13 protein-coding genes are annotated in these 14,210 nt (G+C 56.9%); 4 read left to right on the forward strand and 9 right to left on the reverse strand.

Annotated features, from left to right (window positions below):
• Nucleotides 1-11 precede the first annotated feature (11 nt).
• Both B472_RS03185 and phaC read right to left on the reverse strand, forming a co-directional pair.
• Nucleotides 12-1,193, reverse strand: a complete 1,182-nt coding sequence (locus tag B472_RS03185; protein ID WP_019425303.1) for an acetyl-CoA C-acetyltransferase — start codon at nt 1,191-1,193, stop codon at nt 12-14.
• Between the two features lie 22 nt (nt 1,194-1,215).
• The gene (gene phaC, locus B472_RS03190; RefSeq protein ID WP_026039189.1) at nt 1,216-2,931 is read right to left on the reverse strand and encodes a class I poly(R)-hydroxyalkanoic acid synthase; all 1,716 of its coding nucleotides are present in this window, start codon (nt 2,929-2,931) and stop codon (nt 1,216-1,218) included.
• Nucleotides 2,932-3,020: 89 nt separating this feature from the next.
• Between phaC and B472_RS03195 the strand changes: the two genes are divergently transcribed.
• Nucleotides 3,021-3,344 carry a hypothetical protein gene (locus tag B472_RS03195; RefSeq protein WP_026039190.1) on the forward strand — a complete coding sequence of 108 codons (324 nt, stop codon included), beginning with the start codon at nt 3,021-3,023 and terminating at the stop codon, nt 3,342-3,344.
• Here the strand turns inward: B472_RS03195 and pgeF are convergent.
• Nucleotides 3,252-4,040 carry a peptidoglycan editing factor PgeF gene (pgeF, locus tag B472_RS03200; protein ID WP_116798577.1) on the reverse strand — a complete coding sequence of 263 codons (789 nt, stop codon included), beginning with the start codon at nt 4,038-4,040 and terminating at the stop codon, nt 3,252-3,254. The two genes, B472_RS03195 and pgeF, sit on opposite strands and share 93 nt — an antisense overlap.
• 58 nt (nt 4,041-4,098) lie before the next feature.
• Between pgeF and aat the strand changes: the two genes are divergently transcribed.
• The 3 genes from aat to B472_RS03215 all read left to right on the forward strand — a co-directional run bounded on the left by aat (nt 4,099) and on the right by B472_RS03215 (nt 6,463).
• Complete coding sequence (gene aat, locus B472_RS03205) at nt 4,099-4,872, forward strand: leucyl/phenylalanyl-tRNA--protein transferase (RefSeq protein ID WP_019425306.1); 774 nt, start codon at nt 4,099-4,101, stop codon at nt 4,870-4,872.
• A complete protein-coding gene (locus tag B472_RS03210; RefSeq protein WP_019425307.1) occupies nt 4,869-5,606 on the forward strand; it encodes an arginyltransferase in 738 nt (245 codons plus the stop codon). Before aat ends, B472_RS03210 begins: the two co-directional genes overlap by 4 nt.
• A 77-nt stretch (nt 5,607-5,683) precedes the next feature.
• Nucleotides 5,684-6,463: an IclR family transcriptional regulator gene (locus tag B472_RS03215; protein ID WP_026039192.1), complete on the forward strand. Its 780-nt coding sequence runs from the start codon at nt 5,684-5,686 to the stop codon at nt 6,461-6,463.
• Between the two features lie 47 nt (nt 6,464-6,510).
• On the opposite strand, the gene B472_RS03220 is transcribed toward B472_RS03215, so the two are convergent.
• From B472_RS03220 to B472_RS03245, 6 genes are all read right to left on the reverse strand, one after another.
• Nucleotides 6,511-7,683 carry a serine hydrolase gene (locus B472_RS03220; protein WP_019425309.1) on the reverse strand — a complete coding sequence of 391 codons (1,173 nt, stop codon included), beginning with the start codon at nt 7,681-7,683 and terminating at the stop codon, nt 6,511-6,513.
• 183 nt (nt 7,684-7,866) lie between these two features.
• Nucleotides 7,867-9,405, reverse strand: a complete 1,539-nt coding sequence (locus tag B472_RS03225) for a 2-isopropylmalate synthase (protein WP_019425310.1) — start codon at nt 9,403-9,405, stop codon at nt 7,867-7,869.
• 197 nt (nt 9,406-9,602) lie between these two features.
• The gene (gene pssA / locus B472_RS03230) at nt 9,603-10,424 is read right to left on the reverse strand and encodes a CDP-diacylglycerol--serine O-phosphatidyltransferase (protein WP_026039193.1); all 822 of its coding nucleotides are present in this window, start codon (nt 10,422-10,424) and stop codon (nt 9,603-9,605) included.
• 117 nt (nt 10,425-10,541) lie between these two features.
• The gene (ilvC, locus tag B472_RS03235) at nt 10,542-11,558 is read right to left on the reverse strand and encodes a ketol-acid reductoisomerase (protein ID WP_019425312.1); all 1,017 of its coding nucleotides are present in this window, start codon (nt 11,556-11,558) and stop codon (nt 10,542-10,544) included.
• Between the two features lie 39 nt (nt 11,559-11,597).
• A complete protein-coding gene (ilvN, locus tag B472_RS03240) occupies nt 11,598-12,089 on the reverse strand; it encodes an acetolactate synthase small subunit (RefSeq protein WP_019425313.1) in 492 nt (163 codons plus the stop codon).
• Nucleotides 12,090-12,172: 83 nt separating this feature from the next.
• Nucleotides 12,173-13,945 (reverse strand): acetolactate synthase 3 catalytic subunit, encoded by a 1,773-nt coding sequence (locus tag B472_RS03245; RefSeq protein WP_019425314.1) that lies wholly within the window; start codon nt 13,943-13,945, stop codon nt 12,173-12,175.
• Nucleotides 13,946-14,210: the final 265 nt, after the last annotated feature.

The raw sequence follows: 14,210 nt of genomic DNA on the forward strand, positions 1-14,210 counted from the left end.
TGAAAAAACGATTAAACGCGCTCGATGGCCAGGGAAACGCCCATGCCACCCCCGATGCACAGTGCAGCCAAGCCCTTTTGGGCCTGGGTACGCTGCATTTCGTGCAGCAAGGTCACCAAAATGCGGCATCCAGACGCGCCGATGGGGTGACCGATGGCGATGGCCCCGCCGTTGACGTTGACCTTGGCCGGATCGATGTCCAGCGCCTGGTTCACGGCGCAAGCTTGCGCGGCGAAGGCTTCGTTGAGTTCGAACAGGTCAACATCTTGGGCTTTCCAACCCGCACGGGCCAGCGCTTTTTGCGAAGCCGGCACCGGGCCCATGCCCATGGTGGCCGGGTCGAGGCCGCTGGTGCCGAAAGCCACAATGCGCGCCAAGGGTTTGAGGCCCAAGGCAGCGGCCTTCTTGGCCGACATGACCAGCACAGCGGCAGCGCCATCGTTGATGCCCGAGGCGTTGCCCGCCGTCACGCTGCCCGCCTTGTCAAAGGCTGGGCGCAAACCGGCCAACACTTCCACGGTGGTTTTCTTGTTGATGAACTCGTCGGTGTTGAACACCAGCGCATCGCCCTTGCGCTGAGGGATCAGCACGTCGACGATTTCGTCCTTGAATTTGCCCGCGTCTTGCGCGGCAGAGGCTTTGCGCTGGCTGCCTGCGGCCAGGGCGTCTTGCATGTCACGGGTGATGCCATGGGCCTTCGCCACGTTTTCGGCGGTGATGCCCATGTGGTACTGGTTGTACACATCCCACAGGCCATCCACGATCATGGTGTCGGTCATTTTCCAGTCGCCCATGCGCTGGCCGTCGCGGCTGCCATTCAAAACGTGTGGGCTGGCGCTCATGTTTTCTTGGCCACCAGCGATCACGATGTCGCTGTCACCCCATGCCACCGCTTGCGCGGCCAACATCACGGCCTTGAGGCCCGAGCCGCACACGGCGTTGATGGTCAGGGCCGGGGTTTCTTTGGCCACACCGGCTTTCATCATGGCTTGGCGGGCGGGGTTTTGACCCACGCCTGCGGCCAGAACCTGGCCCATGATGACCTCACCAATGGCGTCCACGGGCAAACCGCTGCGCTCCAACAAACCCTTGATGACGATGCTGCCCAACTCGGTGGCGGGGGTTTTGGCGAGCGTGCCACCAAATTTGCCCACGGCTGTGCGAGCGGCTGCGACGATGACGATGTCTTCCATTTTTGTCTCCAGTAAAAATCAATCAGGCTTTGGCTTTGACGTAGCGGCCGGGGGCTGCTTCGATGGCCTTGTATTTCGCGGCTTTGCCATAGGTTTTGGGGGCGGCAATTTGTTTGCCCGCATGACCCTTGAGCCAGTTGGACCAATCGGTCCACCAGCTGCCGGGCACCTCTTTGGCGCTGCCAATCCAGTCGTTCACATCGGCCGGGAACTTGCTGCCTTCGCTCAACCAGTGGCTGCGCTTTTGGGCCGCAGGCGGGTTGATGACACCGGCAATGTGACCCGAGGCGCCCATGACAAAACGCTTTTTGCCAGGCAGCACTTGCGTGCTGGCATAAGCGCCGCCAATGGGCACGATGTGGTCTTCGCGTGAGCCGTAGATGTAGACCGGCATGTCAACCTTGCCCAGATCAATGGCCTCGCCGCAAACTCTGACCTTGCCGGGTTGGACCAAGTTGTTTTCGAGGTAGGTGTTGCGCAGGTACCAAGCGTAGAAAGGGCCTGGCAAGTTGGTCGAGTCGCTGTTCCAGTACAACAGGTCAAACGGCGGCGGTGTCTCGCCCTTGAGGTAGTTGCCCACCACATAGTTCCAAACCAGATCGTTGGGGCGCAAAAAGCTGAAGGTGGAGGCCAGGTCTTGGCCTTTGAGCAAACCGCCTTGGCCCATTTGCTGCTCGCGGAACTTGACGAAGTTCTCGTCAATGAACACATCCAGAATGCCGGTGTCGATGAAGTTGATCAGCGTGGTGAGAAAGGTGGCGCTGGCCACAGGTTTTTCACCCCTTGCAGCCAACACGGCCAAGGCGGTCGACAAGATGGTGCCGCCCACGCAAAAGCCCAAAGCATTGATCTTGGGTGCGCCCGTGATGGCCTGCACCGTGTGGATGGCCTCAATGGCGGCGTGCTCGATGTAGTCGTCCCAGGTCTTTTGCGCCATCGACTCGTCAGGGTTGCGCCAGCTCACCACAAAGGTGCGGTGGCCTTGGCTGACCGCATACCGGATGAGCGAGTTGGTCGGCTGCAGGTCCAGGATGTAAAACTTGTTGATGCAGGGTGGCACCAACAAAAATGGCTTTTCGTAGACCTTGGCGGTGAGTGGTTTGTATTCGATGAGCTGGAAAAACGCGTTCTCAAAAACGACCGCACCTTCGGTGGTGGCGACGTTTTTGCCCACTTCAAACAGGCTCTCGTCGGTCATGGACACATGGCCCTGTTGCATGTCGTGCATCAGGTTTTGCACGCCTTTGGCAATGCTCTCGCCCTGGGTTTCGATGGCTTTCTTTTGCGCCTCTGCGTTGAAGGCCAAGAAATTGCTGGGCGCGGCGGCCGCCACCCATTGCTCAATGCCAAAGCGGATTCGGGTACGGGTTTTCTCGTCGGCATCGACCGCGTCGGCCAAACCCATGAGGGTGCGGGCGTTGAGCAAATAGCTTGCAGCATTGAAAGCGGCCATCGGGTTGGAGGCCCAGGCCTCACCCGAAAAACGGCGGTCCTTCACTTGGAGGCTGTTTTGCAGACTTTGATTCCACAAATCAGAAGCGTCTTTGAAGTACTGTGCTTGAAGGTCTTGCAGCTTTTGAGGTGAAAACTTGACCATGGGCGTTGCCTCTGGCCCAGATTTCAAGCCCCCTAAGTCGATGGTCTGAAAATGCCGCATGGCTTCACCCCAACTTTTCGTGAGCTGGCTTTGAAAACCTTCACCCATTTGGGACCAAAATTCCGGGGTAGCAGCGCTCATGACAGGTCTCCTGAATCCACATATTTGTGTAATCTATGGAACAGAGTATCTTTCAATTTGATGTCACCTAAATTACAACTGGAAAAAAGATGTACTTGATCGTCATTGCTTGGCTTTATGTCACTTTGCTGATGGCCTTGGCCGAAGCTTTCAGTTCACAGGGCAGCGTCCTGGGCGCCATCATCACTTTTGTGCTCTATGGCCTTTTACCGATGGGCTTGGTGGTTTACCTGATGGGAACCCCATTGCGGCGCAAAGCGATCCGAAAATCCGAACAATTGGCCCGGGATGCGTACGAGGCCTCCAAGACGCCAGTCGGCTCAAGCCCCCAACCAGATGCAGGCGGCCATGCGACCGCTTTGCCCGAGAGCACGGCTGTCCCTGCGGTGAGAAAAGAAGAGTTGCGGCTGTGAAACAGTGCACCAAACAGGTGCCCCATCATTGCCGTGAACATGTCGAACACCCAAGGCCTGCAAACGCAGGCGGGCCAAACCCGCCAAATTGGCCTTGAACTGGCCATTCGACTGCGCTTCAAACATCGACCGAATCGCTGCCGAACCGTCGTCAAAGGCGTGCAGGACGTCTGCCCCGACCTCAAAAGCATCTGGACCGATGCACGGCCCCAACCAAGCCATCACATGGGACACATCACAGCCGGCCTGGGACAAGTCCGAGATCAGGGTCTCCAGAACACCTTGGCCTTGTGGTCCTGCCAAACCCCGCCAGCCCGCATGGGCTGCAGCCACCCACTGGCCTTTGGCATCACACAGCAGCACCGGCAAACAATCGGCCACCATGATGGCGCAAGCCACCTGTGTCCCTTGGGTCCAGCAGGCATCGGCCACCGAACCATCCGGGCTGGCACCGGACAGATGGACGGAATGGACGCCATGCACTTGTTTTAAAAAAACGGGGCGCCTGCCCAACAAGTGCGTCAAATGATCCCGGTTGGCTTGAACATGTGCGGGCACATCACCGACGTGGTCACCCAAGTTCATGCTGTTCCACGGTGCTGCTGATGCCCCTGCCTCGCGGTTGGTCATGACCGCTTGGACGCGGTCGGGCGCTGGCCAATTCGGCCTTATCCAACGGGCAGGAAAATGGTTCATCTGGAAAATCATAAGGCCAGCGCCGCCGAAAAATCTGGTTTTATTGTGTAATTGCCCAATGAGTCACATTGCCCAAGCTGATGCGCCTGAGCTGCCTTGGATCGCCGAGGGGGAGGCCCTGCCCTGCCCAGACAGGGCTTGGGGTGCGAACGCACCCGCTCCAGGCTTGCTGGCTGCGGGCGCTGATTTGTCTGCGGCCCGACTGCTGGAGGCTTACAGCCAGGGTATTTTTCCGTGGTTCAGTGAAGGCCAACCTGTGCTTTGGTGGAGTCCAGATCCCCGCATGGTATTGATGACCTCTCAATTTCGTCTGCACCGGTCCTTGCGCAAATCTTTGCAGCGCTGGACCTTGACCCCCGGATTTGAACTCTGCTTTGACCGAGATTTTCCGCAAGTGATTCGACAATGCGCGGCCTCTGCCCGCCATGGCCAAAAGGGCACGTGGATCGTGCCCCAGATGGTCGAAGCTTACGAGGCACTTCATCAAAAAGGTTGGGCCCACAGCAGTGAAGTCTGGCATCAGGGCCATCTGGTGGCAGGTCTTTACTTTGTCAATTTAGGGCAAGCCGTCTTTGGCGAATCCATGTTCACCACCATCACGGACGGCTCCAAAATGGCCTTGGCCAATTTGGTGAGCGCCTGTCTGCAAAATGGTGTGCATGCCATCGACTGCCAACAAAACACCGGGCACTTGGCATCACTGGGCGCTCAGGAAATGCCGCGTAGCCACTTTTTGGCTGAGGTTCAACAAGCGCTTGATGGGCCGGCCATCGATTGGCGATCTCAGACCTTGAATTGGCAAACCCTCCAGTCTTTGAAAGGTTGTCAGTGACCCACCTCAAAGATTTACCGCTTCAAGCCCTGCAGTTTTATGCCACGGCCCCCTATGCCTGCAGTTACCTGCCAGAACGCTCGGCTCGTTCCCAAGTGGCGACACCCAGCCACCTGATTCAAAACGAGGTCTATTCAGATTTGGTCTCTCAAGGCTTTCGCCGAAGTGGACTGTTCACATACAGGCCCTACTGCGATGGTTGCCAAGCCTGCCAGCCCCTGCGTGTCCTGGTGTCTGACTTCAAGCCCGACCGCAGTCAACGCCGTGCAGCACTGGCCCACCAAAATTTGCGTGCCCGGGTCTTGGACTTGCATTTCAATGATGAACATTACGCGCTGTATTTGAACTACCAGAACTCGCGCCACCCAGGCGGCGGCATGGACCACGACAGCATTGACCAATACAGCCAGTTTTTGCTGCAAAGCCGCGTCAACTCCCGCATCGTTGAATTCAGAGAGCCCGACGAAGGTGAGCACTTGGGTACGCTCAAGATGGTCAGCATCGTAGACGTCCTCAACAATGGCTTGTCTGCGGTGTACACCTTCTACGACCCGGATGCAAAGGCCAGCTATGGCACTTTCGGGGTTCTGTGGCAGATTCAACAAGCCGTCCAACTGGGCTTGGATTATGTCTACCTCGGTTACTGGATTGAAGACAGCCCCAAAATGAACTACAAGTCTCGGTTCAAGCCCAGCGAGCTGCTGATCAAGGGGGAATGGATACCCATGGCTTGACGTCCTGCACACTGTGCCGAGCTTGTAAAACTTGCGTAATTTCACAGTGTAAAATTATGGTGCATCTGAAGTACACGATGAAAAAAGACCCAGCGCTCACCTCCACGCCCACCATTCAGGTCATTGAACGCATGTTCACCCTGATCGATGTTTTGGCGTCCCGGGAAGAGGCCATCTCACTCAAAGAGATCAGCCAAAAAACAGGTCTCCACCCTTCAACAGCCCACCGCATTCTGAATGACTTGGCCTCAGGCCGATTTGTTGACCGTCCGGAAGCTGGCAGCTACCGCTTGGGCATCCGCTTGCTGGAACTGGGCAATTTGGTCAAAGGTCGTTTGAATGTCCGAGACGCAGCCTTGACCCCCATGCGTGAGTTGCACAAGTTGATCCAACAACCCGTCAATTTGAGCATGCGCCAAGGCGATGAAATCGTGTACATCGAACGCGCCTACAGCGAACGCTCTGGCATGCAGGTGGTGCGCGCCATCGGGGGGCGAGCGCCCTTGCACCTGACCTCGGTGGGCAAGCTTTTTTTGGCGGCCGATGACCCCTTGCGCGTGCGATCGTATGCCGCTCGCACGGGCTTGTCTGGCCAAACGCGCAACAGCATCACGCAGTTGCAAGTCCTGGAAAGAGAGCTGACACGGGTGAAACAGTCGGGTTTTGCGCGCGACAACGAGGAACTGGAGTTGGGCGTTCGGTGCATTGCAGCCGGCATTTACGACGACCAAGGCAAGCTTTTGGCAGGCTTGTCCATCTCGGCCCCGGCCGACCGACTGGACGAAAGCTGGTTACCCAAATTGCAGGAAACTGCAAGGGCCATTTCCAGCACCTTGGGTTATCCCATCGCGCCCTGAGAAAAGCGCTGACCAAGGGTCAGGCAGACGGCAAGCCCCAGTCGGCTTCAGCCCGGCAAATATTGACGTGGAAGCGACTGACCTGAATGCAGGGGCGGCTTGCTTTCCAGCCAGTTGCGAACCCGTTCAGCATCACCCAAGCGGCTGAGTTTGCCGGCCGAATCCAGAAAAACCATGATCAGCTTTCGGCCCGATACCTGGGTTTGCATGACCAAACAGCGGCCAGCTTCTGAGATGTACCCGGTTTTTTGTAAGCCGATGTCCCAAGCCGGATTCTTGACCAAACGGTTGGTGTTGTTGTACTGCAAAGTGCGGCGTCCCACTTCGACTTCACGGCCATGAGAAGTTGACAACTCACGCAGCATGGACTCTTTGTAAGCCACCGAAACCAACACCGCCAAATCGCTGGCGCTGGATTGGTTGCGGCTCGACAAGCCAGTGGGTTCCACATAGCGCGTGTCTTTCATGCCCAATTGCTTGGCGCGCATGTTCATGCGGTCGACAAAGTGATCCATGCCGCCTGGGAAAGTGCGTCCCAAGGCATTGGCCGCACGGTTTTCACTGGACATGAGAGACAGGTGCATCAAATCGCCCCGACTCAGAACGGTGCCCACCGCCAAACGTGAAGAACTGCCTTTTTCGGTGTCCACATCGTCTTGTGTGATTCTGATCGGCTCGTCCATGGAGAGCTTGGACTCGGCAATCACCAAGCCTGTCATCAGCTTGGTCAAAGAGGCGATGGGCAAAACCGCCTGGTCGTTTTTGCGGTACAACACCTCGTGGGTGTCTTGGTCAACCACCAGCGCCACACTGGAGTGCAGATCCAGCGCGTCCGATGTGGCGTGCAAACCTGCCATTTGTCCAAAAGAAGCACGAACTGGACGCGCTTGCTGTGCACTGTTGAGGTTGCTGCGCTCAAGGCGCGCCTGTTTGACTGCAGACGGGGCATTTTTGGCCGACTTGCCGGCTGACTTGTTGGCCGATGGTTGGGCCCCTGGCGCCTTGGCTCTTTGCACCGAACTGTTTTTAGATGCTGTGCTCTTGGCTTTGGCTTTGGGGTTGTCTTGGACCTTGGATTTGGCGGTTTGACCCTTGTTCACCGCCGCAGGCTTGTCTTTTTTCTTTGAAGATGAATCCGCCGATTTTTGGGCTGTTTGGCCAGATTGGGCGTGCACCTGGGTGGCCGACAAACCCAGCGACAACAGCACCATCAACAGCATGGCACCAAAACTCGGCTTAACGCGCATTTCGGCAAAGTTTGAAAGGAGAGCGGTGTTCAATGGCGCATCCTGTGAGTTCGTTGTGCGGTTCAAAGGCTGTAGTGTATACAAATAAAAAAGTCACGCAAGAACAATAACTTGCGTGACTTTATTGAAGCCAAGTGATACTTACAAAGAACTCAATTAACCTTGGGCCGCCACCCGATCGGCCTTGCTTTGCAGTTTATTGAGCGCACTCAAGTAGGCTTTGGCTGAGGCCACCACGATGTCCGGGTCAGACCCCACGCCATTGACCACTCGGCCACTGTTTTGCAAGCGAACGGTCACTTCGCCTTGACTCTCGGTGGACCCGCTGATGGCATTGACGGAATAAAGCACCATTTCAGCACCGCTTTTGACTTGCGACTCGATCGCTTTGAGAGAGGCGTCCACGGGTCCGTTGCCATCGGATTCGCTGCGTACCTCTTTGCCCGCAATGGTGAAAACCACCGCAGCATGGGGCCGTTCGCCCGTTTCGCTGCGCTGCGACATCGACACAAAGCCATATTGCTCTTTTTCTGTGGTCACACTTTCATCGCTGACCAAGGCCAGGATGTCTTCGTCAAATATCTCACTCTTGCGGTCGGCCAATTCCTTGAATTTGGCAAAGGCGTTGTTGATTTCGGTTTCGCTGTCCAGCGTGACGCCCAAATCTTGCAAGCGCTGCTTGAAGGCATTGCGCCCGCTGAGCTTGCCCAAGACGATCTTGTTGGTGGTCCAGCCCACGTCTTCTGCACGCATGATTTCATAGGTGTCGCGCGCCTTGAGCACACCATCTTGGTGAATGCCCGAGGCATGGGCAAAAGCGTTGGCGCCGACGACGGCCTTGTTGGGCTGCACCACAAAACCGGTGGTCTGACTGACCATCCGGCTGGCAGCCACGATGTGGCTGGTGTCAATGCCGATGTCGAGGCCAAAGTAATCGCGGCGTGTTTTGACCGCCATGACCACTTCTTCGAGCGAACAATTGCCCGCACGTTCGCCCAAGCCGTTGATGGTGCACTCCACCTGGCGTGCGCCGCCGATCTTCACACCGGCCAGGGAGTTGGCCACCGCCATGCCCAAATCGTTGTGGCAATGCACGGACCAAATGGCTTTGTCCGAATTGGGGATGCGCTCGCGCAAGGTGCGGATGAACTCACCGTACAACTCGGGCACGGCATAGCCCACCGTGTCGGGCACGTTGATGGTGGTGGCACCCTCGGCGATCACGGCTTCGAGCACGCGGCACAAAAAGTCCATCTCGCTGCGGTAACCGTCTTCCGGGCTGAACTCGACATCACCCACCAAATTGCGGGCAAAACGCACCGACTGCTTGGCCTGCTCAAACACCTGATCGGGTGTCATGCGCAGCTTCTTCTCCATGTGCAAGGGCGACGTGGCAATGAAGGTGTGAATACGGCCGCTGTTGGCGCCCTTCAGGGCTTCTGCAGCTCGCGCAATGTCCCGGTCGTTGGCGCGGGACAAAGAACAGATGGTGGAATCTTTGATGGCATCGGCAATGCTTTTGACCGCCTCGAAATCACCGTTGGAGCTGGCTGCAAAACCGGCTTCGATCACGTCCACGCGCAGACGCTCCAGCTGGCGTGCAATGCGCAGCTTTTCGTCACGGGTCATGGAGGCCCCCGGCGATTGCTCGCCGTCGCGCAAAGTGGTGTCGAAAATAATCAGTTTGTCAGTCATGTTCACTCCTGGTCAAAAACCCGCAAGTCCAAGCAAAAATGCAAAAGGCCCGATGCGGATGGCATTCGGGCCTTTTGGGAAAATGTTTGCGTGCGCTACACATCCCGCCCGTGAGGCGCTAGCAGTAGTGCAAACAAAGAAAAATTCATACAAATACTTTAGCACAGTTCAAAACCCCAACTGTCCTGCAGCGGACATCACTGATGCAAGCCGCGCTCATCCGGCTCATCGGTCGAGGTACTGATCATGCTGGTGGGCTGGCCTTTGGCTTTGCGCCAGATATAAAGGACATAGCCACTCAGTCCATAGGCCACAAACAAACCAAACAAGATTGTTGGTGGATCGATGTTCACGGCCGCAATGCCCAATGCCACCAAAACCAAGGTCGCAAACGGCACACTTTTTTTCATGTGCATGTCCTTGAAACTGTAAAAAGGCACATTCGTCACCATGGACAAACCGGCAAACAGACAGACCGAAAACATGCCCCAAGACACAGCCTTGGGTGACACAGCGTTTTCAAACATGATCCAGACAAAGCCCATCACCAAAGCCGCTGCTGCAGGCGACGGCAAGCCCTGAAAATACCGTTTATCGACCACACCGGTGTTCACGTTGAAGCGGGCCAAACGCAGTGCAGCACAGGCGCAATAGACAAAGGCCGCAATCCAGCCCCATCGGCCCAACTCTTGGAGGGTCCAGACATAGGCAATCAACGCAGGCGCTGCGCCAAAAGACACCATGTCGGACAGTGAGTCCATTTGCTCGCCAAACGCGCTTTGGGTGTTGGTCATGCGGGCCACGCGACCGTCCAAACTGTCGAGCACCATGGCACTGAAGATGCCCACTGTCGCCAATTCAAAACGGCCATTGATGGCCATGACGATGGCGTAAAAACCAGCAAAGAGCGCCGCCAAAGTGATCATATTGGGCAGCATGTAGATGCCCTTCGAGGGCTTGCGCACAGGCGCCAGAACCTCGGAGTCTTCTGCGACTGCGTTTGCGTTGGTTTTACTCATCGTCCATTCCTGTTTTGGTTTGTTGGCGCCATCCCTGTCAGTCAAGTTTAAGGCAGACCGAGCGCCCAAGAAAAAGGCCACCCAAGTGGCCTTTTCCAATCTTGCCCAAGTGGCCGATCAGTTGCGTGTCTTGTCGACCAGCTTGTTCTTGGCAATCCAAGGCATCATGGCGCGCAGTTGGGCGCCCACGACTTCGATGGAGTGCTCGGAAGTCAAGCGACGACGCGCGGTCATGCTGGGGTAGTTGGTCTTGCCTTCCAAGATGAACATTTTGGCGTATTCACCCGTCTGGATGCGCTTCAAGGCATTGCGCATGGCGACGCGCGACTCCTCGTTGATCACCTCAGGACCTGTCACGTACTCACCGTACTCGGCGTTGTTCGAGATCGAGTAGTTCATGTTGCCGATGCCGCCTTCGTAGATCAGGTCCACGATCAGCTTGAGTTCGTGCAAGCACTCGAAGTAAGCCATTTCAGGGGCGTAACCGGCTTCCACCAAGGTCTCGTAACCCATCTTGATCAGCTCAACCGCACCACCACACAGAACAGCTTGCTCGCCGAACAAGTCGGTCTCAGTCTCTTCTTTGAAGTTGGTTTCGATGATGCCGGCTTTGCCGCCACCGTTGGCCATGGCGTAGCTCAAGGCCAAAGCGCGGGCCTTGCCGCTCTTGTCTTGGTGAATCGCGACCAGGTGGGGCACGCCGCCGCCTTGGGTGTAGGTGTTGCGCACGGTGTGGCCAGGGGCCTTGGGGGCCACCATCCACACGTCCAGATCTTCGCGGGGCACAACTTGGTTGTAGTGCACGTTGAAGCCGTGGGCGAATGCCAACGAAGCGCCTTGTTTGATGTGAGGGGCCACGTTGTTGTTGTAGACCTCGGCGATCATTTCGTCGGGCAACAAGATCATGACCACGTCAGCGGCTTTGACCGCATCGTTGACTTCCATCACGGTGAGACCGGCTTTGCCGACTTTGTCCCAAGAGGCGCCGCCTTTGCGCAGACCGACCACCACTTTGACGCCGCTGTCGTTCAGGTTCTGAGCGTGGGCGTGGCCTTGTGAGCCGTAACCAAGAATGGCAACAGTCTTGCCCTTGATGACGCTCAAATCACAATCTTTGTCGTAAAAAACTTTCACAGGGTTCTCCTTAGGAATAAACAGTTTCAAGAGTTGAGTTTAGACGCGCAAGATGCGCTCGCCGCGCCCGATACCGCACGCACCCGTGCGCACGGTCTCCAAAATGGCACTGCGGTCGATCGCCTCCAAAAAGGCGTCGTTCTTCGATTGGTCACCGGTGAGCTCAATCGTGTAGCTCTTGTCGGTGACATCAATCACACGGCCACGGAAGATGTCGGCCATGCGTTTCATTTCTTCGCGCTCCTTACCCACGGCGCGCACTTTGACGAGCATCAGCTCGCGTTCGGTGTAAGCGCCTTCGGTCAGGTCGACCACCTTGACCACCTCGATCAGGCGGTTCAGATGCTTGGTGATCTGCTCAATGACATCATCCGAACCCGTGGTCTGGACGGTCATGCGCGACAGGCTGGGGTCTTCGGTCGGGGCCACGGTCAAGGACTCGATGTTGTAGCCGCGGGCCGAAAACAGCCCCACCACGCGGGACAAGGCGCCCGCTTCGTTTTCAATCAATACAGCGATGATGTGTTTCATGTGTGATTCCTCTTTTCGCCGCCCTCCCCTGCGCACGGTAATGCGCAGGCTTGGCGGGCAATAGATTCGTCCAGTGGGATTAATTAAAGATCTTCAGCGCCCATCAGCATCTCGGTGATGCCTTTGCCTGCCTTGACCATGGGGAACACGTTTTCAGTCGGGTCCGTACGGATGTCCAAGAAAACCGTGCGGTCCTTGAGCCTGCGTGCTTCGCGCAAAGCAGGCTCCACATCCTCTGGCTTTTCCACCAAAATGCCGACGTGGCCATAGGCTTCGGCCAACTTCACGAAGTTGGGCAAAGCATCCATGTAGCTGTGGCTGTAACGACCGGAGTAATCAATCTCCTGCCACTGTCGCACCATGCCCAAGTAACCGTTGTTCAGGGCAACAACTTTGATGGGCGTGTTGTATTGCAGGCAGGTCGAGAGCTCTTGGATGCACATCTGCACCGAGCCTTCACCCGTCACGCAATAGACCTCGCTGTCGGGCTTGGCCAGCTTGATGCCCATGGCATAAGGAATACCCACGCCCATGGTGCCCAGACCGCCGGAGTTGATCCAGCGGCGCGGCTCGTTGAACTTGTAATACTGGGCGGCCCACATCTGGTGCTGGCCCACATCGGAGGTGATGTACGCGTCAGCATCCTTGGTCATGTCCCACAAGGTCTCGATGACCTTTTGCGGCTTGATGACCAGGCTGTTGTCGCTGTCGTACTTCATGCAATCGCGGCTGCGCCAGCCTTCGACGGTTTCCCACCACTGTGCCAGCGCCTGGCTGTCAGGCTTGAGACCGGATTCCCGGATCATGCCCATCAGCTCGATCAACACGTCTTTGACATCGCCTACGATCGGCACGTCGACCTTGACGCGCTTGGAAATGCTGGAGGGGTCAATGTCGATGTGAATGATCTTGCGTTCGTTTTGCGCGAAGTGCTTGGGGTTGCCAATGACGCGGTCGTCAAAGCGGGCCCCCACGGCCAACAAAACGTCGCAGTTTTGCATGGCGTTGTTGGCCTCCAGCGTGCCGTGCATGCCCAGCATCCCCAGAAAACGCCGGTCATTGGCCGGAAACGCGCCCAAACCCATCAAGGTGTTGGTGACCGGGAAGTTCAACATGTCCACCAGCGCCCGCAACTCGGGGCTGGCGTTGCTCAGCAACACACCGCCGCCGGTGTAGATGTAGGGGCGCTTGGCCGACATCAACAGCTGCATGGCCTTGCGGATCTGACCGCCATGACCCTTGCGCACCGGGTTGTACGAGCGCATCTCGACCTTGTCGGGGTAGCCGTTGAACATCACTTTGTTGAACGACACGTCCTTGGGCACGTCCACCACCACCGGGCCGGGGCGGCCGGTGCGCGCAATGTGGAAGGCCTTTTTCATGACCTCGGCCATGTCCTTGGCGTCTTTGACCAAGAAGTTGTGCTTGACGATGGGGCGTGTAATGCCCACGGTGTCGCATTCCTGGAAGGCATCGAGGCCAATGGCCGCAGTGGGCACCTGACCACTGATGATGACCATGGGAATGCTGTCCATGTAGGCGGTGGCGATGCCGGTGACGGCATTGGTCAGTCCGGGTCCGGAAGTGACCAGAGCCACACCCACCTCACCCGTGGCACGGGCATAGCCATCGGCCGCGTGCACAGCGGCTTGTTCGTGGCGCACCAGCACGTGCTGAATGGTTTCTTGTTTGTAAAAAGCGTCGTAGATGTGGAGCACGGCCCCACCGGGGTAGCCCCAAACAAACTGAACGTTTTCGGCCTGCAGTGCTTTGACCAAAATTTCAGCCCCACGCAGCTCTTGACCAGAGGAAGCGACGGACGCAGCGGATGCCATTTCGGCTTTATTGATTTCCATATATTCAACCTTTGTGAATTTCTCTAACGAAAAACCTTGGGTGCCCCTGGGCGCGACTCTTGTGAAGTGGCTTTGGGACTTGAGACCACAGACATGGGCACCAAACTGTAAAAGTGCCGGACGGTGATCCGTTTGCTTTTTTTCAATTGCAACCCGCGATTATCGCACTGTTATGAAGCAGACGAACCTTTCCGATTCGCGGGTCACTTGTCGATGCCATAATCTAAGGCACCTTTGGGGTGCGCCAACCCGCCCCCAAAGCCCC

It is taken from the genome of Limnohabitans sp. Rim28 (genome assembly GCF_000293865.2).
Classification (GTDB): Bacteria; Pseudomonadota; Gammaproteobacteria; order Burkholderiales; family Burkholderiaceae_C; genus Limnohabitans_A.

Coding starts and splice junctions, on each gene's coding strand:
- B472_RS03195 (WP_026039190.1), top strand. CDS start 3,021: ATGTACTTGATCGTCATTGCTTGGCTTTATGTCACTTTGCTGATGGCC.
- ilvN (WP_019425313.1), bottom strand. CDS start 12,089: ATGAAACACATCATCGCTGTATTGATTGAAAACGAAGCGGGCGCCTTG.
- aat (WP_019425306.1), top strand. CDS start 4,099: ATGAGTCACATTGCCCAAGCTGATGCGCCTGAGCTGCCTTGGATCGCC.
- B472_RS03215 (WP_026039192.1), top strand. CDS start 5,684: ATGAAAAAAGACCCAGCGCTCACCTCCACGCCCACCATTCAGGTCATT.
- phaC (WP_026039189.1), bottom strand. CDS start 2,931: ATGAGCGCTGCTACCCCGGAATTTTGGTCCCAAATGGGTGAAGGTTTT.
- B472_RS03245 (WP_019425314.1), bottom strand. CDS start 13,945: ATGGAAATCAATAAAGCCGAAATGGCATCCGCTGCGTCCGTCGCTTCC.
- pssA (WP_026039193.1), bottom strand. CDS start 10,424: ATGAGTAAAACCAACGCAAACGCAGTCGCAGAAGACTCCGAGGTTCTG.
- B472_RS03185 (WP_019425303.1), bottom strand. CDS start 1,193: ATGGAAGACATCGTCATCGTCGCAGCCGCTCGCACAGCCGTGGGCAAA.
- B472_RS03220 (WP_019425309.1), bottom strand. CDS start 7,683: ATGCTGTTGATGGTGCTGTTGTCGCTGGGTTTGTCGGCCACCCAGGTG.
- pgeF (WP_116798577.1), bottom strand. CDS start 4,040: ATGAACCATTTTCCTGCCCGTTGGATAAGGCCGAATTGGCCAGCGCCC.
- B472_RS03225 (WP_019425310.1), bottom strand. CDS start 9,405: ATGACTGACAAACTGATTATTTTCGACACCACTTTGCGCGACGGCGAG.